This window comes from Sphaerothrix gracilis Ecp01, assembly GCF_030405905.1.
GTDB classification, from domain to species: domain Bacteria; phylum Cyanobacteriota; class Cyanobacteriia; order Phormidesmidales; family Phormidesmidaceae; genus Sphaerothrix; species Sphaerothrix gracilis.
In genome coordinates this window covers 177,087-199,980 of sequence record NZ_JASATW010000010.1, presented here as the reverse complement: position 1 = coordinate 199,980, position 22,894 = coordinate 177,087, and the positions used below count along the sequence as shown (strand labels likewise).

The window sequence follows — 22,894 nt, the reverse complement described above, 5'->3', positions numbered from 1 at the left end:
GGAGGCTATCATCAACACCTTTTACAATAAGGGCCTGTTAAGCTATCTGTGTGTTCAAACAAGCTTTATGAAGTCTTATACCGCTCTAATTGGCAGAATTCTGCTAGCTGCCCTGTTCTTAAGAGCCGGGATCAATCACCTGATTAATTTTTCAGGTACCCAGCAGGCGATCGCCTCCCAGGGACTCCCCGCCACCGGGCTTTTAGCCATTCTGACAGTCATTGTTCTCATTGTAGGAAGTCTGTCCGTGATACTAGGCTTCAAGGCCCATCTTGGCGCTTGGCTGCTGATCGGCTTTTTAATTCCGGCTACCCTGGTCTTCCACCTCAGTGAAATGACCGAGTTCCTCAAAAACGTGGCTCTCATCGGTGGCTTGCTGATGGTGGTGGCTTATGGCCCCGGCCCCATCTCGCTGGATCATTCTTCGACCGGCAGTTCAGAGACCGTGTAATTAGCTAAACCAGCCGTCCTGCTCCAGCTCTTCAATAATCTGCAGACCCCGCGTGTCTCCTAGCTTCAGCAGGGCGGTACGGGCATCTTCCCGGACGCCTAGCTCCTCTTCTTCAGCAAAGGACTCAATCAGGGCGTCAACGGCAGTGGCATAGACCACGTTTGATGGCAACTCCCGGCAAAGTTGCCCGATTGTCCAGGCACAGTTGCTGCGCACAGCCGCCACCGGATCGCGGCGTAGGGCTTCAATCAGCGGGGGGAGTGCCTTCAAAGCGGCGTCATAACCGACATCTCCAGCCTGAGCTAGAGCGCTAGCGGCCCATAAACGCACAGCGGAAATATCGGTTTTCAAGGCGGCAATCAGCGGCTCAATTGACTGCGGATCATGGCAGTTGCCTAAGGCCCAGACGATGCCTTTGCGCACATAGCCGTTCCAGTCCTGGTTGAGCTGATGAATTAAAGACGCGATCGCCGTGGCGCTGGGGTTGCGCCCTAGGGCGTAGGCAGCGCTGACCCGCACCAGCGGACAGGGATCGCTCAGCAGGTTAATTAGTTGAGGAATTGCCCGCTCATCCTGCAGTTCACAAAAGGCTCTGGCCGCCAGCATTCGCTGCGGTGTTTCTGAGGAAGACAGTAGCGGCAGCATTTGCTCTGGATCATACTGCGGCCCTTCTTCGCCAGCAGGGGCCATCCGATCCAGGGGGCTGTCTAGATCGATATCGATGTCGGTATCTAGCGTGGTGAGGTCATCGTCATACATACTGTCACTTTACAGCACGAATTTGCCCTAAGCGACCCTATTTTAAGAGACGAGGCTGAGATAAATCTTTGCCCCCTCAGCGCCATCATTTCAAATGTTGAGTCGCTGCGCTTCCAGTTTGGCCCAGTCTAAAGCCTCTTCGGCATTCATCACTTTGCCTTCGGCATGAGCTAGCTGAATAGACGCCAAAATCTGACCAATATGACGCCCTGGGCGGAGCTGTAGGGCCTGCATCAGGGTGCGTCCAGACAGCAGCGGCTGGGGATGGGCTACCGGATCGGCCGGGTCTAAAAAGCGCTGGATCAGCGGGGAAATGTGGGCAAGGGGATAGTCTAGGGCCAGCGCTAGCACTGAGAGACTGAGAAAGCTCTGACCCACATCTCGAAACAGATCGTACTGCTCGCGAATCGAGAGCGATCGCGATCGCAGCGGTAGCAGCCTGGGCTGATTGCGTAGCGTGGCTAACACAACCTGCTGCTCGGCGCGGCTATATTTCAGCCGGGTAAGTTCAGCCTCAGCGATCGCCTCTTCTGGTGGCAAAAGCTGGCTGAGCTTTGCGGCCTTGAGCCAGCTCCGGTGCATTCCCGGTACGGTTTGCTCCTTCAGCCAGCCCGTAAGCTGACTGGCATAGCCGGGCCAGTCCTGCCGCAGATGATCGTAGGCGCGATCGATCGTAGCCACTCGCTGCAGCGCCTGCTGACTCATCTGGGGCAGCCATTTCTGCAGCAGTTCGTCCTGGCAGCAAGCCAAAAGCTGCTCGGTACCCGCAGGCTTGCTTAGCAGGGCGTCAAGTTCTCCCCGCACCCGCTCCGCCGCCACCTGAGCCAGTAGGTCTGACAGGCTGCGAATAGCTATCTGAGTTTGCGACTCTACCTCAAAGTTGAGCTGAGCCGCCTGCCGATAGGCCCGCAGCAGCCGCAGCGGATCGGCTGCAAGATTTTCCACGGCAATCATGCGCAGCAGCCGCTTTTGCAAATCCCGGCAGCCCTGCAGCGGATCAATCAGGCGCTGGGTGTGGGGATGATAGGCGATCGCATTGACGGTAAAGTCGCGCCGCTGCAGATCGGTTTCCAATGTGGGGCCTACCTGCTGAGCAAAATCCACCGTTGCTTGCGGAAAAACAACCCGCGCAATTTTGTGATGGGCATCGAGGACGACAAAGCCTGCCTGACAGGTCTGAGCAATGTGCTGGGCCGTTGCGATCGCGGCATCCGGCAGTACAAAATCCAGGTCGAGGTAGTCAGCCTGTCGCCCCAGCAGCACGTCGCGGACGCTGCCCCCCACCAGATAGGCCGAGGCAGGCAGCAGCGCCAACTCAAACGGCCAGGTTTGCGGGGATAAAGCAGCGGGGAGGGTATCAACAGGCAGTGTCAAGGGCCGATCTCATTAACTAGTTGGCAGGTACCTATGCTTAGATGCGATTATCTCCTGACTTAGCAGGGATTCAAGACAGCGAAGCACGGCTTTTCATTTTGCAACATCTCTAGCCCCTCTTGAAAGCCTAACGAAAAGTTGAGCTAAATTAGCAGAAAGGGCCTGGAAGAGATCTATGTGTATTTGCGTCAACTGTCACTATGTCGATCGCTGCATCACCTATCATGCGGTTGAGACTCAGCACCAGCAGCCGCACCTGACTGAAACGCCCGATTTTGACCCGGTTGATCCCACCATCAATGCCAATATTCAGCCGCCCAAGGTGCGCATTGAGGGCGATCGCATTGTGCAATCAGATGAGTTTGGCTTTGAGTACGACGTGGTGGGCTGCCAGAGCTTTAAAGAAGAGATAGGCAAGTGGGCCAAGCTGCGGCCAGGGGAACTAATTCCCACCTAGTGTATGAGCCTATGCCTGAATCCTCGCTGCCCCCAGCCTGAAAATCCGTCTAATCATCTCTACTGTCAGACCTGTGGCCGCGCGCTGCTGCTGGGCGATCGCTACCGCCCGCTGCAGCTTCTCGGACAGGGTGGCTTTGGCCGGACGCTGCTAGCTTTAGATGAAGTGAGCGAAACTCGCTGCGTGATTAAGCAGTCGCTGCGCCCTCCCGACCCGCAGCGATTCCAGCAGGAAGCTGAGCAGCTCACCCGGCTCGGCCAGCACCCCCAGATTCCGCGCCTGCTAGCGGCGATTGCTACGGATGAGAGCAGCTATCTGGTGCAGGAGTATATTGCGGGGCCTAACTTAGCCAGGCGGTTAGAGGCGGGGGGCGTTTTTGACGAGAGCCAAATTCGCGACCTGTTGACCCAGCTTCTACCGGTTCTGGTTTTTGTGCATCAGGCCCAGGTAATTCACCGCGACATCAAGCCCGAAAACATTCTCTATGCTGCCTCTAGTAGTACCTACTTTTTAGTCGATTTTGGCGCGTCCAAGTACGCCGATACGGAGGCTTTGAAACAGGCTGGCACCGTGATTGGCAGCGCTGGCTACGCGGCCCCGGAGCAAATGCTAGGGCAGGCCAGCTTTGCCAGCGATCTTTACAGCTTGGGGGTGACCTGCTTGTACCTGCTCACCGGGCAGCACCCGTTTGATCTCTACTCAGTGGGCGAAGATCGCTGGGTGTGGCGGCCCTATGTGCGTCAGGGGGTTAGCCTGCAGCTTGGCTACATTTTAGAGCGGTTACTCAGCCGCTCCCTGCAGCGGCGCTATGCTACGGCAGCAGCCGTGCTAGAAGATGTGCAAACCTTGGGCACCCGGCAGCGATTAGCTCAAAAAACTCAGGGTAAACGACCCGCTGCGAGTCGTCGTCAGCCCCTAGCTGTCCCACCTATGACCTGGCGCTGCGCCCAGACAATTGCGCAGCCGGGCAGCACCATCAACGCCCTCAGCCTCAGCCCCGATGGCCGGGCTGTAGCTACCGGCAGCACGGACAAAGCCGTCCGCCTGTGGGACTTGCGCAATGGTGAACTGATTCAAACTCTGGGCAGTGCTCTGCCCTTACTCAACAACCGCCACCGGGCCCAGGTAAACGCGGTGCTATTTAGCGCCGATGGCAGGAGTCTCTTCAGCGGCAGCGGCGACGGCACGGTGAAATGGTGGGATTTGACCGACTATCGCCTATTGGCAACCCTGCCAGAACCTGGGTGGACGATCACGGCGATCGCTCTCACCCCTGACAACCGGTTTCTGCTGGGTGGGGGCGGGGAAGGCAAGCTGCGGCTCTGGAATCTAGAAACTACCGCAGTCGCGGCGACGCTAGCCCAGCATCAAGAACAAGTTAGCGGTTTAGTCGTCAGCGCTGACAGTACCCGGCTGATTAGCAGCAGTTGGGACTGTAGCCTGTGTTTATGGCGTCTGCCGGATGGCAAGCTGCTCAAAACCGTCAAAGACGCTCATGCCGCGCCCATTACCTGTTTAGCCCTGAGTCAAACACTTTTAGCCAGCGGCGACGCCGAGGGCAAGGTCAAGCTGTGGGACTGGCAAAATGACTGGCGGCGGCGGACGCTCAGCGCCCACAAGGATACAGTGATGGCGATCGCCTTTAGTCCAGATGGCAAGCTGCTGGCGACCGGGGGAGAAGACAGCGCCATCGCCTTCTGGCATCTGCCCACCGGGCGGCAGGTGGCCCAGATCAATCATGCTTGGGGGCTCCGCGCCTTAGCTTTTACGCCAGAGGGACACACCCTGGTCAGCAGCAGCGCTGATGAAACCCTTAAGATTTGGCAACTGGATACTTAGCCGCTCTAATGTTCGGTAGCCACGGTGTGAGGCACGAGGAGCTGCACTTGCTCACTATCAACGGCCTCTAGCTCATTCACTTCTAAAACGGCCTGCCAGGCTTCTGGATGGGCACTGCGGAATTCGACTAGAGAGGTCAGCATTTCGTAAACCAGATCGAACTCGGCATAAACGCTGTAGAAATCCTGATCGGGCGTGGTCGCTAGGCGCTGAGCCAGTTCAGCAGTGGGGGCTACTCGCTCAATTTCGCCAAACACCACCGGATTGCGAGAAGCATCCGTCTCACTGCATTCCACTGAGAAAAACCAAATATAGTGTTTGCCAGCCTGGAGCGGCGGGCCGCTCTCTGGCAGCGAAATGCCGACAATTCCAGGGCTGGAGGGCAGCTCAAAATGAACCGGACGCTCAAAGACAGGCTCTAGCGTATCCCCATCTAGCAAATCAAACTGAGCGTGGTTAGCATCAGCACTACGGCCAATAGGGACATAAAACCAAAAGGTAGGATAGGTTTTAGTGGTTTGGCCGATATTGACAGTTGGCAGCAGGGCGACCAGGTTTTCGGCGGTGCGTCCAATCGGATCGCGCTCAGCATTGTTAAAGATGCAGTACTCGTCTCGAATGGCGCCGCCCCGCGATCGCCCCGTCGCACCGCCCTGCTGATTACCACCGCCAAAGATCTGCCGGATCCGTCCAACCACGTCTACGGCTTCAGCGCTAGGCGGTGCGATCGCAGGTACCGCTGCCGCCAATAATAGGGTTGCGATGAGCCTGAGTCCTAACTTCTGAGACGGCTTTTTGAAGCGAACCATGATTCAAGCTCCCTGATAAACCTGATAAAAAGTCTTACTTCTAGTCTACGTATTTCTAATTGAGGATTCCCGATTTATATATGCCGCAAGCGAGTACTTAATACCGCTACGCTCAATCCTGTCAGACCAAAGGCGATCGCAGGAGGCACTAATGATACCCAGAAGGCTGGCCCCACGAGCATCCAGTAGCAGACTCCGTAGAGAACTATCAGTGCCCCAACGCTTGCCAGGGCTAGCCGCCCAGGCCGCACAAGCCGCCAAAAAATTAGCCCGCCTCCAGTTGACCAGCCCGCAATCCACAGCACTTCCCCCCAGAAGGGCCACCAGCGAATCAGGGGGCGATCGTCCAGGGCGGCGCTGATTAGCTGACTTGCCATCTGAGCCTGCATCATTGCCCCAGGGATATCTTCGCTATAGGGCGTGTCCCAGGTGTCAGCGTTGCGATCGGTTTTGTCGGTGTAGCCCATGATGATGATGCGATCGCGGATCATCTCGTCTAGGACTTTTTCAGAGGTTTCGGTCAGCAGACGCTCCAGGGTGATTTGCGGCGCAAATCGGTCTAGCTCACCGCGATAAGCCCGAAAATTGAGCAGCGTTTGATAGCCATTGAGCTGATTTGGATCGAGGTAGAACGGGCCTGATCCCACTTTGAGTTCAGGCACAGTGACATTGCCCAGTCGAATCGGTTCGTAATCCTGACTGCCATCAGGATTGTTGATTGGCTCAGTGTTGACGGCAATCCCTTCCGCCGCTAAATATTCTTTGGCAATCAGCAGGCTAAAAGACTGGCTGGTGGGGCAGAAAATGGGATCTGCAGGGTGCATCAAAAGGTGCCGCCGAATGAACTGGACGTTGACGTTATCGACGAAGTCATTAAATCCAGTTTGAGCCGCCGGGATGTCAATCTGCGGAACGCCGTCCTCTTCTGGCGTACTCAGCTTGCACAGACCGACTAGATTCGGCGTTTGCCGCAGCCGCGCTTCAACTACGGCCTCAGCCGGAAAATCGCGGTAGAAGTCTAGACCAATCACTCTGGGTTCATAGGCTGACAGGGTGGCGATCGCCTCCTCTAGGGCCTGATCGGGAATGGTGCCGATACTGGGTTCGTAGGTGCCTTCAATCAGCCGCGATCGCAGCCAAGACCCGCTTTCCTCATCCACTTCCACAATCAAAAAGCGATCGTCTTGCGCCTCGCTGGGACGCTGTTTCAGCAGGTAGTCATAGGCGGCCAGTTCGGCCCCCTGTATCAGCCCCAAAATCCGGGCTATCAGCACTAAGAAAGTGGAAGCAGCGCTGGCTAGAGCCACTGAACGTCCCTTGATTTTGCGGAAGGGGAGCTCCCGGCTGGTCTGCAGATAAGCGCGCTGCAGGTCGGTTGGCCGGGGGACTTTAGCCGCTGTCTGGGCTAGCCAAGCCGTGGCGGCGGCCAAATCTTTGCCGCGCAGCAAGAAGCTGTCGTCGTAGTTAGACTGCTCCCACTCTTTGGCTTTTACCAGCAGCCGCGTATGGGTTCTGACATGCTCTGGATCGCTCTCCAAGGTGCGGTAGAGTTCACCAAACTGAGTTAAAAAGTCTCCTTGCTGCTGGCGAAAATCAATCTGAGTCGCTCCCTGCAGTTCAGCCGGTAAATTGGTGCGCAGCACGGTGCGGTAAACAACGGTGATGATGCGCTTATTGAGCGCTTTGGCTTGACGAAGCTGCTGTAGGGAGTCCGGCTCTTTAGCTGAACTGGGGGACAGCACAAAGAGAAAATTTTCGGCATTGGCGATCGCCTGCTGCAGCCTTTGCTGCTCGCTGGCTTCTGTCTGCAAGTCTTGCTCAAAGTAGGTAGACTTACCCTGCACCTGCAGCGTGTCATTCAAACGCCGTACAAAATCGGCATCCACCAGAGAGTGGGCAATGAAAACGTCAATCGTGATATCGGGTGGCTGCTGGCGACTGGCCTCGACAAACTCGATCTGGAGCTGAGTGGGCCGATAGCGATCGCGTCCTTGAGCTAGCTTTAACCAGGATATGTATCGCTGGAGAGTCTGACCGCGCAGCAAAATACTGGGATTCTGCTTTTGCTGCTGCCATTTTTGGGCCTGAGCCAGCAGCAGCTTGTGCAGGCGGTGATAGTCGGCTTCCTGCTTGAGAGTTTTGAGTAGCTGGTTTTCATCGTCTAGATAATCTGACTCATTCTGATTGTCAGTCAGGTCAATCACCTGTAGATGGGCCAGCTCTGGTGGCAGGACTTCTGCCGTTATGCGCCGCGCTAGTACCGGGATAATCCGCTTGTTCAGCTCAATCGCATAGGCTAGCTCCTGCCGACAGGTCTCGGAGCGAAGTGAGGCATTTGACAGCAGAAAGACAAAGTTATCGGCTTCGGCAATGCCGCGCAGAATGGCGGTCTGCACGTTCTCACCCGAAACCACATCCAGCCGCCGATTCCAAACGGTGAATCCAGCGCGAATCAGACTGCGATAGATTTTTTGCTCAGCCGTCTCGCTTGGCAGCGCCGAGCGATCGCTGGCCTGCTCAATAACCTTCTCCACAACCGCTTCAGCAGAAGAGAGAAACACCTGTGCCATCAGGTTTTCGGCGTACTTGATGCTGGTGGTAATAAACTCGCAGTGCAGGTCAGTCGGCAGGCAGGGTGGCTGTTGGTTTTGCCAGCGCTGACTCAGCCATTCCTCAGCCGCTTTCCGCTCCTCACCAATTAGTAAATACTGGGACTGATATTGGTGCCGCTCCCAAATCAGCGCCTTAGCAAGCAGGTCGGTATGCTGGTGGACGTAGGCTTCGTGGCGGTGAAACAGGCCAATCAAACCGGCTAGCGCCTGTTCAAAGTCATCCTCCGCCCGAAAATAGATCCAGTTGATCTTGCTAATCTCTGGATGCATATTTGGAAAGATGGAGTGCAGCCCTTTCTCCTGATAGCTGACCCAGGCAGCATCCATACCGCTGGGATTGCGCTGCTTCCAGGTATCTTTGGAAATTTGCTCCACCTGCAGCAGCGGCACCACCCGCTTGTGGCGTTTGAGCGCTAGGTTGACTTCCTTGGCGCAGTAGGGGGAGTTGACTGCATGGGGAGCCAGGATAAACAGAAAATTGTGGGCCTTGTCGATGCCGTCGTCGATTTGATCCTGATAGTCCACGCCTAGAGGAATGTCATTTTGGTCAAACCAGATGCGAAAGCCCATCGCCGTCAGGCGATCGTGTAGCTCAGTGGCAAAGGCTTTGCTATCAGCCCGCCCGTAGGAGATGAAGGCATCAAAATACTGGTTCATCTCCTGACTCGCCAGGATGTAAGCCCGGTGCAGGTCGGTGGCAGGGGGCTGCTTCTCCTCGCGCTGGCTTTGGGCTAGCCACTCCTCAGCGATCGCAAATTCGCCTCCCCGCAGGACAAGATTTTTGGGCCGATTTTGGCGCTCCCAGGCCAAGGCTTCCACCAGCAGCCGCTTATGCTGAGCGTAGTAGGCGGCATCTTCCCGTAGGGTGCGCAGCAGCTCATCGGGGGCTGTGGCTCCATCCGCTTGGAACTGGGTAAAGTCAATAAACTGTAAGAGCTGCAGCTCTGTGGGTACCTGAGCTAGATCCGTCTCGCGTATCAGCAGCGGCATGATTCGCTTATTGTGAGTGCGGGCGTAGGCCAGCTCTTGCTGACAATAGGTAGACCGGAGCGAGTGCGGCGAGAGCAAGTAGACGATATTGTCTGCCCGCTCAATCCCGCGATAGATTGCTTTTTGAAAGTCTTCAGCCGTTTTAATGTCTTTCTTATCTAGCCAGACAGTAATACCCGTCCGAACCAGCAGGCGACGGATTTGCTCTGCGATCGCTCGGTCTTCTTCGCTATAGGAGAGAAACACCTGAGTCATGCCGTCGCTGGCCGCTTTCAGACTTTCGGTAATAAACTCGCAGTGCAGCTCCGTGGGGGAACAGGGCGGCTGCTCATTTTGAAAGCGTACGTGCAGCCAGTCTGCTGCCGACTGTAACTCTTCAGCCGCTAGCAGATAGGTCACCTGTCGCTGCTGCCGCTGCCAGGCGATCGCCTGACTGAGCAAAACAGTGTGCTGACTCACGTAGTAGCGATGGCGCTGAATGATTTTGAGCAGTCCGTCTAGCGCTTGCTCAAAATCATCAACCCCCTCACGAAAGTAGATCCAGTTGATTTTGCTAATGGCGGGATGCAGGTTGGCGAAGCTAGCATGCAATCCCTTTTCGGTATAAGCCTGCCAGTCGGCCTCACTCCCTTGAGGATGTCGCTGCTGCCAGGTTTCGCGGCTGATTTCTTCGACGTGCAGCAGCGGAATAATCCGCTTGTGATGCTTCAAGGCCAGATCAATCTCTAACCTGCAGTAGGCCGAGTTGACCGCATGGGGCGAGATAATAAAGATGAAATTGTCGGCCTTAACAATGCCGTCATCAATCTGCTTCTGATAGTCCACTCCCAAGGGAATATCGTCAAAGTCAAACCAAATTTCTAATCCCTCAGCAATTAGGCGGCTGTTGAGCTTTTCGGCAAACGGCTTACTATCGGCGCGGCCATAGGAAATAAAGGCATCTTGAAACTGGTTCATAGACTTTCAGGCGGGGGCTATGCTCAAACTATATCAACCCTGCTAAAGGGGATTACAGGTTTATCAACTCTTTGGAATGGTTAAAACAGTAGACGTCATCGTCATTGGTAGCGGCATTGGCGGTCTGAGCTGCGGGGCACTGCTAGCTCGCTACGGACTAGAAGTGATGGTGTGCGAAAGTCATACGCTGCCGGGCGGGGCGGCTCATGGTTTTAACTATCAGGGCTTCCAGTTTGATTCGGGGCCGTCCCTGTATTCAGGACTTTCCTACAGCCCCTCGCCTAATCCGCTACGGCAGGTGCTCGATGCGCTAGAAGTGGACGTAGACTGGGCTACTTACGACACCTGGGGCTGCTGGCTGCCGGAGGGCCATTTTGAGACAGCCGTGGGGGCGGATCAGTTTTGTCAGGTGCTGCAGCAGCTCCGGGGCGATCGCGCGGTTGCCGAATGGCGATCGCTGCAAAAGCTGATGGCTCCCTACGGCGAAGCTGCCACTGCGCTATCCCCAGCGGCAGTGCGCTACGACTGGGGGGCGCTGTTAACGGTGGGCCGCTCTGCGCCTTCTCTGCTAAGGCATGGGTTAAAGCCCCTGCGGCTAACCGGCGCTTTTGCTCCCCTGATGGATGAAGTCGTCAGCGATCCGTTTTTGCGCCACTGGCTGGATTTGCTCTGCTTTTTGCTCTCTGGCCTGCCTGCCGACGGCACCAGCGCGGCGGAGATGGCCTTTATGTTTGCTGACTGGTATCGCCCCAACGTCAAGCTGGACTATCCCATTGGCGGCAGCGCGGCGCTGGTGCAGGCGCTAGTGCGAGGGCTAGAGCGCTATGGCGGCGAGCTGCGACTGGGGGCGCATGTGGAGGAGGTTTTGGTTGAAAGCGATCGCGCTGCTGGGGTGCGACTGCGGCAGGGCGAGACAGTTGCAGCCAGGCAGGCGGTGGTGTCGAATGCGTCAGTGTGGGACACGCTGACGCTGTTGCCAGCAGGGGCGGTGCCACAGTCGTACATCAAAGAGAAGCAGGCAACGCCGGAGTGTCACAGCTTTATGCATTTGCACTTGGGGATTGAGGGCAGTGGCCTGCCTCCAGATTTGCCCTGTCACCACATCGTTGTGAATGATTGGGACAAAGGCGTGGATGCGCCCCAGAACGTGGTGCTGATTTCCCTGCCGTCGCGGCTAGATCCGGATCTGGCTCCCCCTGGCAAGCAGGTAATCCATGTCTATACGCCGGGGAATGAACCCTATGATCTCTGGCAGGGACTCCAGCGGCAGACGCCTGCATACGAGCGGCTGAAGCAGGCACGAGCCGAGGTGATGTGGCAGGCCCTAGAGCGAGTGATTCCAGATGTCCGCGATCGCTGCCAAATCACCCTGGTCGGCACGCCCCTGACCCACGAGCGGTTTTTGCGGCGTCATCGGGGGACGTATGGCCCCGCTATTCGAGCCGGGGAGGGCCTGTTTCCCAGCGCCAAGACGCCGCTGGCAGGACTGCTATGCTGTGGGGACTCTACCTTTCCAGGGATTGGCCTACCGGCGGTGGCAGCCAGCGGCCTGGTGACCGCAAACACCCTGGTGCCCGTGTCCCAGCATTTGCAGATGTTGCAGCGGATCGGTTTGTCGTAGGAGTTGTTTGCCAGCGCGCTTAACGACAACGATACCGGCAGACGTCCGCCATAATGAATCAATACCGTCCAGAGAGGTTCTATGCCCGATCTAGCTACCCTCAGCATTTTCCTCACGGCTGCCTTTATCCTCAGCATTACCCCCGGCCCCGGCATTCTCTACACCCTAGCCCGGAGCCTGCATGGAGGCCGGGCGGTTGGCATTGCCTCGGTGATGGGGCTATTTGTCGGGGGGCTGTTTCATGTCGTGGCAGCAGCGCTAGGACTTTCTAGCCTGCTGATGACCTCCGCGATCGCCTTCTCAATTGTCAAATATATCGGGGCCGCCTATCTCATCTATCTAGGGCTAAAAACGCTGCTCAGCTCGGACACCTTAGCGATCGCCGCCGATGCCAGCTACAGCCCCATGCTAAAAAGCAGCGCTTTTACCCAGGGAGTGATGACGGAAGTGCTCAATCCCAAAACAGCCCTATTTTTCCTGGCCTTTATTCCTCAGTTTGTGCAGGTAGAAAACGGCAGCGTCCTGGCGCAGTTCTTAGTTTTGGGACTGATCACCACTTCCTTTAACTTCGCTGCTGATTTAGCTGTAGCGACCTTTGCCGGGCCGCTTGGTCAGCGGCTCAAAACTAACTATCAGTTTAGACGGCTGCAGCGGCTCGTTTCTGGCTCGACCTTGATGGGGTTGGGAGCCTATGTGGCTGTAGCTGAGCAGAATTAACATTATCTTGTGACGTTTCGCCTAAAAAGGGCGTCAAACTTTGCGGAATTGTGCCTACAATGGCAGCAACTTTAGGCACACGAGGCCGCGCCGCCATGACCTCTCCCCCGGCTGAATCTCCCTTTCCCAAGGCTTTGAGCGCCTCTCAGCGACGCTGGCCGCCCAGCAACTGGGCTTGGCCAATGCTCTGGCTGTTTCTGCTAGTTGGCTCCAGTGCTGTGGGCCTGTGGGCGATCGCATCGCTGACCCGCATTCCCCCCATTCCCAACTGTGAGGAAATCTCGCGGCTCAGCCCCGACAGCGATCGCCTCTACTGTGCCAAGGCCGCCGCTGCCTCTAAAGCGCCTGATCACCTGGTAGCAGCCATTGAGCTAGTGGCACCCTGGGGTGAGCGTCATCCCCTGCACACGGAAACCGCGCCGCTGTTGGAACAGTGGTCTACTGATTTAGTCACGGTTGCTCGCCGCCGCGTCAATGAGGGGGATTTAGAGGCGGCGCTGACTCTGGCGGGCAAGATTCCGGAGCGGGCGGAGAGCTACAAAGCCGTACAGTCCACCATGTCGGTATGGCAGGCTGAATGGGAAACCGGCGCTGAGATTGCATCTGAGGTGCAGGCGGCGATCGCCGAGCGGCAATGGCAGCAGGCCAACGAAACGCTGCAGGGGTTGAAAAAGCTCTACACCGATCACTGGGTACGCCACCAGTTTCAGGCTTTGAAAGGCCAAATTGAGCTAGAATCCCAGGGCTGGCAGCAGCTGCAGCAGGCCCGTGACCTAGCGGAGACGGGCAACATCGCCGATCTAGGCGAAGCGATCGCCCTGGCTCAGAGCATGAATCTACAAAGTCAGGCCTGGCAGGAAGCCAAGACGGAGATTGACGACTGGAGCGAAACGCTCTTGATGTATAGCTTTCGTCAGTGGGAACTGGGCAACTTAGACGCGGCCATTGAGGCAGTGCAGCAGGTGCCCGTCGATCCGACCCTGGTGCCAGAAGCCCAAGATTTAATTCAGTTCGCTCAGGCCCAGAAGTTAGTGAGCAATCTGTCCACCTGGGAGCCGCAGATTGGCGATATCTTCAACCTGAGAGAAGCCATTTCGGCAGTGCAGCAGATTCAGCCCACCAGTCCTTTTTACGAGGACGCTCAGGCGCAGCTCGCCACCTGGCAGCAGTCACTCCAAGATCTGCTGCAGCTCCAAACCGCCAACTGGGTTGCCAGCATCGGCCAGCTAGAAACCTATCGCTATGCCGCCCAGCAGGCTCGGCTCATTGGCAGCGATCGCCCCCGCCGTCCTCAGGCTCAAACCTTGGTGGCTCACTGGCAAAACCAGATTGAGCAGATTGAAGATCGGCCCTATCTGCAGCGGGCTACCCGGCTGGCCGGGGCCGGAACGGTGGCAGCTTACCAGGCGGCGATCGCTGAAGCCCAGAAAGTCGCCCTGGGACGAGCTTTGCGGATTGAGGCCCAGACCCGGATTGCCAGCTGGATGAACCGGATTGAGGTGATTCAGGATCAGCCAATTCTGAAAGAGGCGAATACCCTGGCCGCAGACGGTAAGCTGAAGGAGGCAATTGAGAAGGCCAAAGGGATTGAGCCAGAGCGGGCGCTGTACGATCAGGCCCAGACGGCCATTCAGGGCTGGACAGCCCAGATTCAGGTGGCTGAGGATCGCCCTATCCTGGTAGAAGCAAGAGAACTGGCCTATCGGGGCAGCCTCACCGCCGCGATCGACCGGGCTTCTCAAATTGCGCCGGGCCGGGCGCTCTACGGCGAGGCCCGTAGCGCCATTGCTAACTGGCGGGCTGAGCGAGAATATCTGTGGTCGCTGGAACGGGTCGATGATGCGAGTGAAAGTTGGGAGGATACCGCCGCTGATGATGACTCTTCTGGCTGGTAGGCCATGAGCGATCGCCCGCTGCAGCTCATGCTGATTGACGATGATCCGGTTTTTCGGCTGGGTTTGCGTATTTGGCTAGAGCATTTTCCCGATTTTCAGGTCACGACCGAAGCCAGTACGGCTGCAGAAGCGCTGCAGGTTCTCACGGCTACAGCCGAGGCAACGACTGCGCCAGTGGCGATCGATTTAGTCATCTTAGATCTAGGGCTGGGCCAAAACTCTCCAACCCAGGTAGCAGGGCTGCGGCTCTGTCAAACCCTGCGATCGCAGTTTCCCCAACTGCCGATTCTGGTGCTCAGCGCCCACAGCGAGCCAATTCTGCGGGAGGCTGCTTTACAGGCAGGTGCCAGTAACTATGGCCTGCGGGGTATGCCAGTGCAGCAGCTGGTACGGCTGGTGCGACAGACGGCGCGGGGGCAGCGCCCGGTTGCCCCTGAGCCTCAGCCTGAGCCTGAACCCACACCGATTCCAGGACCGCTGACGGCCATGCGCATCAGCCTCAGACTATCTCACCTGCAGCAAATTGAAGCGGAGATGACTGAGGCGATCGCCCAGTATCAGGCAGTGACTTCGCCCATTTACCGGGCTGTCCTAGCAGGCCGCTACCGCGAGCTACGAGCCGCAAAGTGGCTGGTCAATCGGCTGCTGGCAACGCCGCGTTTTTCTCCGGCCAGCCAGCCCCAGATATTTGGCAGTGAACCATCAGAGACAGTTCCGAGGGCGATCGCTGCGATACCTGCAGACCGGGCGATCGCACCTGTCAACAGCGCTGGCAGCTTAGTTACAACTACGCCTGACGACATTCGCAGCTTTGTCTTTGAGGCAGTTTTTCGCAAGCTGCAGACGCCCCTGACCAATCGCTCAGACCTGCCCTTAGAAATTGACATTCTGCGCCCTGAAAAAAAGCGGGAGCTGCTCTACCTGGTTCTGCGCCAGCTAGAGACTTTATTAGAAGATATTCGCTACTCCCAGCTGCAGCCCGGCCAGCTTGTAGAGCGCAAGTCTCAGCTTTTAGGCGACTGGTGGCAGGCCGTCATCACCGACTTTTTTGGCAAATACTATACCGTTCAGGTAGAGGGAACCGAGCAGGGGGTGGTGCCCCAGCTTTTAGCTGAGCAAGTCACCGTCCAGGCTGAAACTCTCGATCGCATTCCTTTAGTGGCCTCCCTCCTAGAGCACCTGCTGTTTCAGTCCCCCATGCTGGTCAACGGGACGCTCCATCCTGCTGCCGCATATGAGTCCCTCACCCAGAGCCAGCAGCTGCTAGAAAACTGCATAATCCAGGTCGCCAATGGCGTCATTCAGCCGCTATTGAACCAGTTTCCGAATGTCGAAGCGCTGAAGAAAAATCTGTATACCCAGCGCCTGCTGTCAACCCGTGAGATTGAGCGCTTCCGTAATGAACTGGCTTGGCGCTATCGCTGGCAAAGCTACGTGGGCGAGCCTAGAGCCATGTTTGAAAGCCAGTATCCGCTGCTGATTCTGACGGAGCGGGGCATTCAGACGACCACTATCTACGCGCCCCGTCAGGAAGAACTGAGCCAGCTCTCCGGGCTGCGCTATGCGGTGACGCTGGCCATTGAGGCCCGGGATGCGATCGCGCCGCGTCTGCGCCGGGTAATTTCCTTTGCGGGCAATGGTTTAGTTTACGTGCTGACGGAGCTGGTAGGGCGCGGCATTGGTTTGGTGGGACGCGGCATTTTGCAGGGCATCGGCAACGCCTGGCAGGACAGTCGCTTCAAGCGGCAGCGGCAGGGGGATGAGTAGGGTACCCCCTGTGCCAGATCAAAAAGTGAACTCTGGCGCCCGGAATTGGGCTGCCGCCGGGTGAAGTCCTTGCTAGTAATGATTTAGCAATCAGGGTCTATGTGGGATATTGCCAGTACAACCAGATCTAGCGTGTCGTTAGAGCTGCTGATACGCAATGCGCTGAGTTTAGGGGAGCTGTCGCCGGGAGCCGAACGCGAAATTGCCCGGCTGAGCTGGGGCCGATCGCTGAGCGACCGGGAAACCAAGCTTTTAGCGCTGCTAGAAGATGCGATCGCCTCTGGCACGATTCAGCGGCTGGCACTAGAGTTTCAGGATGCCTGGATTAGACCTAACGCCGCCTGCGCTTAGGCGATCGCGCCTTGCCCTGGGGCGTGCCGGGGGGCGTACGGTGGTCGCCAAAATATTTTTCGCTGCGATAGCGCAGCCAGACTCTGAGCACCTGCGGAATTTTTTCTTTTTGGGGCTTGGTGAGCTGGTTGTAAAGGGCTAAAGCCTGCTCTCGCTCTTTGCGACAGGCGCGGTTGTTGTGAGCATCCCAGTAGCTGCGGGCAACTCGGATACGACGACAGACTTCTTTGACCAAGGCGTCGCCTTCTAAGGGCTGATTCACGGCGGCTGCAGCAAGCTAATATCCTGTGCCTAGCTTAGCGTTTCTTGCTGAAACTGCTGTAAGCTGAGAGGCGTTTGCTTACCGCCTGCAGCATGAAAATTGCCACCTGGAACGTCAACTCAATTCGCACCCGGCTGCCGCACGTTACCGACTGGCTGCAGCAGCAACCCGTAGACGTGCTGTGTTTGCAAGAAACTAAAGTAGTGGATGAAAGCTTTCCGGTGGCGGCCTTTGAGCAGCTAGGCTACCACAGCTACATCTACGGTCAAAAGGCTTACAACGGCGTGGCCCTAATCAGCCGTGCGCCTCTAGCGGAGGTTGGCTATGGTTTTGCGGCTGTAGTAGAGGCCGAGCAGGTCGGCGACTTAGACGAGCAAAAACGGGTAATTACGGGGACAGCGGCGGGCATTCAGATTGTCAATCTGTACGTGCCCAATGGTTCCTCAGTAGGCAGTGAAAAATATACCTACAAGCTGCGCTGGCTGAGTTTGCTGAAACAGTACCTCTCCCAGTGCCTGCAGCAGAATTCGGCGCTGCTGGTCTGCGGCGATTTTAATATTGCCCTAGAAGATCGCGATATTCATGATCCGGCCAATAAGCAAACGCACATTATGGCTTCTCCGGCAGAGCGATCGGCCTTGCAGGAGATTCTATCCTTAGGCTTTCAAGATGCGTTTCGCAAGTTTACCGAGGCGGGAGGACACTATAGCTGGTGGGATTACCGGGCCGCTTCCTTTCGCCGCAACCTAGGCTGGCGAATCGATCATCACTATCTCTCAGATGATCTGTATCCGCAGGCTAAAAGCTGCGTGATTGACGTGCTGCCACGCCAGTTAGAAAAGCCTAGCGACCACGCCCCGGTCATTGTCGAAGTTTGAAGTCAATCTCTATCTGTAGTTGCCTCGTCTGTAGAAGCCTCTGAAACGTCTGAGGTAGCCCACCCCAGCGGCAGCGTGACGCTGAACGTGCTGCCCTGGCCCACTTGGCTCTCAACGGTAATTTTACCGCCGTGTAGCTCAACGCAGTTTTGGGCAATGCTGAGGCCCATGCCGGTGCCTTTAATTTCGGCGGCGTTGGTGGCGCGGAAGAAGGGCGCAAATACTTGTGTTAGATCGCTCGCTTCAATGCCTATGCCCTGATCGGTGACTTGTAGAATTATCTGCTGGCTGGCGATCGCGCAGCCGAGCGTAATTTGACCGCCTGCGGGCGAATACTTAATGGCATTGCTGAGCAAGTTACCTAAGACATAGCGCAGTATTTTCTTGTCTAGCAGGACTGGGGCGGACTGAGTAAACTGCAAACTGAGCTGAAACGAATGGCGATCGCTAGAGGCTAGCTGATAGTAGACCAGCAGTTCTTGGCAAAATTCGGCCAGGGAAACCGGCTGGGGATCAAAGCTGAAAGCTTTATCTTGAGTCTGCTTAAAAAGAGCGAGTTCCTCGACGAGATCAGACAGCAGCCTCACCGAATTGCGAATAGCATCAAAGTGATTGGCAATTTGCTCTGGGGAAAAGCGGTGACGATACTCTCTCAGCAATTCAGACGAAGACAAAATCACCGCCAAAGGCGTCTTATACTCGTGCGAAACCGTAGCGATCACCTGATCTTTGAGCCGGGACAGCTCCTGCTCGGCGGCCAAAAGCTGGCGCATAGCCGTTTCTGATTCCTGGCTCTGCTGAGCCATCTGCTGTAGCTTTGCGACCCGGCGGCGATCGCTCACGTCAGTCACGACCATCACGGCCCCAATCGGCGCTGCTTCATGATGTAGGGGAGAAACGCTGTCTGCAATGGACTTGCGATCGCCGTTGCGGGTGATAAGCGCCACATAATCATTTAAATAAACCACCTGCCCCGTTTCCAGTACTTCTCGCACCGGATGGGGAATTGCCTGACCGCTCGCCTCATCGACTAGCTGCACAACCTGCTCAATGCCCTGGCCGGTAGCCTCCGGTTGGGGCCAGCCAGTTATTCTTTCAGCCGATGGATTCATATAGGTGATAGCCCCAGCATGATTGGTGGCGACTACGCCATCTCCCATCGACTGCAGCAGCATCTCTAAAAACTGCTTATCCTGAATTCGGCGCTGCTCCATTTGGTGCTTGTAGAGCGCTACTTCAATCGCGGCCTGCAGCGATCGCTCGTTGAAAGGCTTGACGATGTAGCCAAAAGGCTCGGTCAGCTTAGCTCGTTTTAATGTATCGGCATCGGAATGGGCCGTGAGATAGACCACAGGCACCGCAAACTCTTCGCGAATCCGATTGGCGGCTGTAATCCCGTCTACGTCGCTCGATCTTAGTTTGATATCCATCAGGACTAAATTGGGTTGAGTATCAGCCACAAGCTGAACCGCTTCGGCCCCAAACGCCGTTGCGCCTGCAACCTCGTAACCCAAATCGGCAAGCTGCTCAACTAGGACTTCGCGAGTAATTGCTTCGTCTTCAACCACTAATATTTTGATAGTTTTCATAAGCTTTTATACCCAGTCAATCAAAAGACGAAAATATAGTTAGATTAAACATTTTTCTTAGCTAAAACTCGTCAGCAATATAGCTGAAATTCGCTAAGCTAGCTCTAAATCACATCACTTATACTAAATTCAACGGAAAACTTGGTGCCGCGATCGCAACTAATCTCTACGGTACCCCTGAGCTGGTCAAACACTAACATTCTGACTAGGCGTAGGCCCATGGAAGTAGCAGTTTTAAAGTCGATTTGGTCAGAAAAGCCAGCTCCATTATCTCGTACGATCAGTCTGTATAAACCAGATTTTTCCGTGTAAAATACAACCAAAATTTCTCCGTATTGCTTGCCCACAAAGGCGTGCTGTAGAGCATTTGTGACCAATTCATTAATAATAAGACCGCAGGCAACTGCTGTATCGATATTGAGCAGGATTGGGTCAATTTCGGCTTTAAATCGTATATTTTGATTTATGGCATAGGAGCTGATGAGGTTTTGGGTTAGGCTCCGAGCATAGGCTTTAAAGTCGATCGTTTCCAGGTTGCTAGAGCCATAAAACTTCTCGTGAATAAGAGCCATTGCTTCAATGCGATCGCGGCAGTCTTGTAGGGCTTTTAATGCCGCTGGCTGCTCTAAAGTGCGAGATTGCAGATAGAGAATACCGGAGACAATCTGTAAATTATTCTTAATTCGATGATGAATTTCTTTAAGCAAAAGCGCTTTAGTTTCCGCATCTTGGCGATCGCGCTCTGCTTGATAGGTTTGCGACAAATCCCGCATGATTGTTGAAAAAAATTGAACTTGGCCCTGCTCATCTAGGTGAGCCATAATCAACTGTGAGACGGGAATTTCTTGATTCTGATGGGTCAAAACAGCCGTCTCACCCTGCCAGTGGCCGGTTTCAACTGCGGCTGGAATACCCTCATGAGTTATTTTTTGGATTGCCCAGGCCGGATGTATTTGGGAGACATGTTTTTGCGCTAGGTCGGCAAAGGTTACGCCTATCATGTGACAACCGGCTGTGTTGATATACCGTATCTGACCCTGGCTATCGGCCATGCCCACAAAGTCAGTGGTGGATTCCAAAATAGTTGTTAAGTTCTTTTGATGCTGTTCGGCAGCTTTGCGATCGCTAATATCTTCCACAATCACTACCTGATACTGCGGTTCGCCGTTGGCACCGCGAATTGAAGCAACGGTGATATTGACCCAGACTAAAGCACCATCTTTTCTGACATAGCGCTTTTCCACTGATACCTGTGAGCGCTGTCCTGCCAGCATTTGCTGGAACAGTTGTAAGTCTCTTGCTTGATCTTCTGGATAGGTCAGGTTGCGAAAGTGCTGTCCAATCAGTTCTGCAGACGAATAGCCCGTAATCTCACAAAACTTTCGGTTGACCTTGAGCAGATGACCCTGAGCGCTGGTGTTGACGATACCGACGGCAGCCTGTTCAAACGTGCCCCGGTAGAGGGTTTCGCTCTCCTGCAGTTCAGCATTGATTCGGGTCCTTTCGGCTTCAATCCGTTTGCGATCGCTGATATCCTGAATTACCGAAATAAAGTACTTGGGCTGACCTTGCAGGTTACTTAGCAGAGAAACTGTGAGGTTGATCCAGATGAGAGAGCCGTCTTTATGGATATAGCGCTTTTCTATCGAATAGCTAGCCATCTCACCGTTCAAAACCTGCTGAACACAGGCTAAATCTTCTTCTAAGTCTTCTGTGTAGGTAATCTCCTGAAAGGTTTTGCCCGTGAGCTCAGCCTTTTGGTAGCCCACGATGTCGCAAAACCGCTGATTTAGCCGCAAAAAGGTGCCATTGAGGGCTACATGGGCAATCCCCACAGCCGCCTGCTCAAACGTACCCCGAAAGCGACTTTCGCTGTCTCGCAGGTCTGCTTCTGCTTGCTGTCGCTCTTGAATTTGCTGGGCTAGTTGACGATTCGTAGTTTCTAAATCGGCGGTACGCTGCTGTACTTGGCGATCGAGGTTTTGGTTGGTTGAAATCAGCAGGCGGGTTACGGCCCGATAGCGATCGCTGGCGATGCCCTGTCGCAGCACCGCAAACAAAATCACTAAAATTCCAAGACTGATCTGGGCGGGGCCGCCTATAAGCGTTATGGGGCCAAACGAAACAGCCGCCGCATAGAGCACAAAAACAGTCCACACTGCCGCGCTACCCAATCCAGCGCGCAGTCCCCCCATGCCGGCTGACAGCATCACTGACACCAGCACTAGCAAAAAGGGAACTGGCAGCATAACGCCGATTCGTCGGCAACCTTCCACCAGCAGCACCATCGCCAGGGTGATAGTGACGCCTAGAGCGACCGGATATTGCCTCAGAAAGGTGTCCAGTCGGGGAATACGAACGTTTCGCCCCCAAAAACGAGTCCAGCGAGCAGCAGCCAATCGGTTTTCTTGGCCTGAAAGGCCGTCAGAGTGAACCAGCGTCTGCACCTGTTCTTGTAAGAGGCGATTAGCCACCTCCAACTGGGCGGTGCGCTCAGCCACGCGCTGTTCTAAAGCCTGATTGGTTGCCTGCAGGCTGCGCTCAGCAATCTGACAGGTAGCAATCTCAGTTCTCAACTGGGCCTGAGTCGCTTCTAGAGAATGCTTGACTGTTTCATAGTCAGCGACGAGTCGCTGCAGGCGAGTATTAGTCTGCTGCAGGTCTTCGGTTTGTTGCTGCACCAGGGTGCGCAGTGCCTGCAGGCTCTGATACATTTCTAGCGGATCGAGCGATCGCAGCAGTTCTCGCTGCGTGAGCAAGCCCGCCAGCGCGCCTATTTCAGTTCTGACCACGAGGCGGCGTACTCCGTGCTGCGTCATACACTGGTGGGCCTGCCAGAGCGTATCCTGCGGCTGAATTGGAATGAGAGGCTGGCTCATAATTTGAGCCGCCTGCGTCCGCGCAAAATCTGCTGCTGCCGCCTGGAGCTGCACAATGTCTCGCTCCGTAATGATGCCTGTTGGCGATAAGGCCGAGTCAGCACTGGCCGGCTGCATAACAACGACGCAGCTTGCCTTTTGCTCATGCATTCGCTGAGTTACTTCTAGCAGCGAGTCGCTGGCGCTAGCCTGCAGCACCGTTTTCTGCATGACCTCGCCGACCGTTTTAAGCCGCAGCAAATCTGTAGGCTGCAAAGCTAAGCGTAGGGTTTCGTAAGTAATCAGTCCTTGCAGCTGATTGTCTACATCGACGACAGGCAGGTGGCGAATGCAGTGCTGCTGTAGAATTGCCAAAGCCTGAAAAATATCGGGCTGAGCCTGAACCGGATAGGTCACGAGCGATCGCGTCATCACCTCCGTAATGCAGCGCTCAGCGATAATCTGCTTCTGCGCCGCTAGCCTGACCACGTCTCGCTCCGTCAGAATGCCGACCAGCTTTTCAGCTTCAACAATCAGAACGTAGTTTTTGTGAGACTGCCGCATGGCAGCAAGTGCCTCAGCTATCGTCGCGGCGGCTGTCAGCAGCAAAGGCTGATGGTCTACAAGCTGTTCGGCAGCAAGCCGAACGGCTTCTGATTGGGGCACCTGCATAGGTGTGGGTTATATCAATTCTGGATTAGACAGCTC

At 55.6% G+C, this 22,894-nt stretch carries 16 protein-coding genes; 9 read left to right on the top strand and 7 right to left on the bottom strand.

Annotated elements, in window-relative coordinates:
• Nucleotides 1-67 precede the first annotated feature (67 nt).
• Nucleotides 68-451 carry a DoxX family protein gene (locus QJQ48_RS13360; protein ID WP_346291734.1) on the top strand — a complete coding sequence of 128 codons (384 nt, stop codon included), beginning with the start codon at nt 68-70 and terminating at the stop codon, nt 449-451.
• On the opposite strand, the gene QJQ48_RS13355 is transcribed toward QJQ48_RS13360, so the two are convergent.
• Nucleotides 452-1,210 carry a HEAT repeat domain-containing protein gene (locus QJQ48_RS13355; RefSeq protein WP_346291733.1) on the bottom strand — a complete coding sequence of 253 codons (759 nt, stop codon included), beginning with the start codon at nt 1,208-1,210 and terminating at the stop codon, nt 452-454.
• A gap of 90 nt (nt 1,211-1,300) precedes the next feature.
• Nucleotides 1,301-2,584 carry a tRNA nucleotidyltransferase/poly(A) polymerase-related protein gene (locus QJQ48_RS13350; RefSeq protein WP_346291732.1) on the bottom strand — a complete coding sequence of 428 codons (1,284 nt, stop codon included), beginning with the start codon at nt 2,582-2,584 and terminating at the stop codon, nt 1,301-1,303.
• A gap of 175 nt (nt 2,585-2,759) precedes the next feature.
• Here QJQ48_RS13350 and QJQ48_RS13345 point away from each other — a divergent pair, with 175 nt between their 5' ends.
• Nucleotides 2,760-3,041, top strand: coding sequence for a Ycf34 family protein (locus QJQ48_RS13345; protein ID WP_346291731.1), 282 nt, complete (start codon nt 2,760-2,762; stop codon nt 3,039-3,041).
• A gap of 3 nt (nt 3,042-3,044) precedes the next feature.
• Nucleotides 3,045-4,880: a protein kinase domain-containing protein gene (locus QJQ48_RS13340; protein ID WP_346291730.1), complete on the top strand. Its 1,836-nt coding sequence runs from the start codon at nt 3,045-3,047 to the stop codon at nt 4,878-4,880.
• Nucleotides 4,881-4,885: 5 nt separating this feature from the next.
• Here the strand turns inward: QJQ48_RS13340 and QJQ48_RS13335 are convergent, their stop codons facing one another.
• Both QJQ48_RS13335 and QJQ48_RS13330 read right to left on the bottom strand, forming a co-directional pair.
• Nucleotides 4,886-5,689 carry a DUF928 domain-containing protein gene (locus tag QJQ48_RS13335; RefSeq protein ID WP_346291729.1) on the bottom strand — a complete coding sequence of 268 codons (804 nt, stop codon included), beginning with the start codon at nt 5,687-5,689 and terminating at the stop codon, nt 4,886-4,888.
• 74 nt (nt 5,690-5,763) lie between these two features.
• Complete coding sequence (locus QJQ48_RS13330; RefSeq protein WP_346291728.1) at nt 5,764-10,248, bottom strand: TIR domain-containing protein; 4,485 nt, start codon at nt 10,246-10,248, stop codon at nt 5,764-5,766.
• A gap of 76 nt (nt 10,249-10,324) precedes the next feature.
• Between QJQ48_RS13330 and QJQ48_RS13325 the strand changes: the two genes are divergently transcribed.
• The 5 genes from QJQ48_RS13325 (at nt 10,325) to QJQ48_RS13305 (ending at nt 16,599) form a co-directional block, all read left to right on the top strand.
• The gene (locus tag QJQ48_RS13325) at nt 10,325-11,869 is read left to right on the top strand and encodes a phytoene desaturase family protein (protein WP_346291727.1); all 1,545 of its coding nucleotides are present in this window, start codon (nt 10,325-10,327) and stop codon (nt 11,867-11,869) included.
• 81 nt (nt 11,870-11,950) lie between these two features.
• Nucleotides 11,951-12,586 carry a LysE family translocator gene (locus QJQ48_RS13320; RefSeq protein ID WP_346291726.1) on the top strand — a complete coding sequence of 212 codons (636 nt, stop codon included), beginning with the start codon at nt 11,951-11,953 and terminating at the stop codon, nt 12,584-12,586.
• 59 nt (nt 12,587-12,645) lie between these two features.
• On the top strand, nt 12,646-14,481 hold the full coding sequence (locus QJQ48_RS13315; RefSeq protein WP_346291725.1) for a hypothetical protein: 1,836 nt from the start codon (nt 12,646-12,648) through the stop codon (nt 14,479-14,481).
• A gap of 3 nt (nt 14,482-14,484) precedes the next feature.
• Nucleotides 14,485-16,248, top strand: coding sequence for a DUF3685 domain-containing protein (locus tag QJQ48_RS13310; protein ID WP_346291724.1), 1,764 nt, complete (start codon nt 14,485-14,487; stop codon nt 16,246-16,248).
• A gap of 132 nt (nt 16,249-16,380) precedes the next feature.
• A complete protein-coding gene (locus QJQ48_RS13305; protein ID WP_346291723.1) occupies nt 16,381-16,599 on the top strand; it encodes a hypothetical protein in 219 nt (72 codons plus the stop codon).
• Here QJQ48_RS13305 and QJQ48_RS13300 read toward each other — a convergent pair.
• Entirely contained in the window at nt 16,580-16,861 is a 282-nt protein-coding gene (locus tag QJQ48_RS13300; protein ID WP_346291722.1) for a Precorrin-3B methylase, read from the bottom strand. The two genes, QJQ48_RS13305 and QJQ48_RS13300, sit on opposite strands and share 20 nt — an antisense overlap.
• A gap of 92 nt (nt 16,862-16,953) precedes the next feature.
• Between QJQ48_RS13300 and xth the strand changes: the two genes are divergently transcribed.
• Complete coding sequence (gene xth / locus QJQ48_RS13295; RefSeq protein WP_346291721.1) at nt 16,954-17,739, top strand: exodeoxyribonuclease III; 786 nt, start codon at nt 16,954-16,956, stop codon at nt 17,737-17,739.
• Between the two features lie 2 nt (nt 17,740-17,741).
• Here the strand turns inward: xth and QJQ48_RS13290 are convergent, their stop codons facing one another.
• Both QJQ48_RS13290 and QJQ48_RS13285 read right to left on the bottom strand, forming a co-directional pair.
• Nucleotides 17,742-19,328: a hybrid sensor histidine kinase/response regulator gene (locus tag QJQ48_RS13290; protein ID WP_346291720.1), complete on the bottom strand. Its 1,587-nt coding sequence runs from the start codon at nt 19,326-19,328 to the stop codon at nt 17,742-17,744.
• 104 nt (nt 19,329-19,432) lie between these two features.
• Nucleotides 19,433-22,858, bottom strand: a complete 3,426-nt coding sequence (locus QJQ48_RS13285; RefSeq protein ID WP_346291719.1) for a PAS domain S-box protein — start codon at nt 22,856-22,858, stop codon at nt 19,433-19,435.
• Between the last annotated feature and the right edge of the window lie 36 nt (nt 22,859-22,894).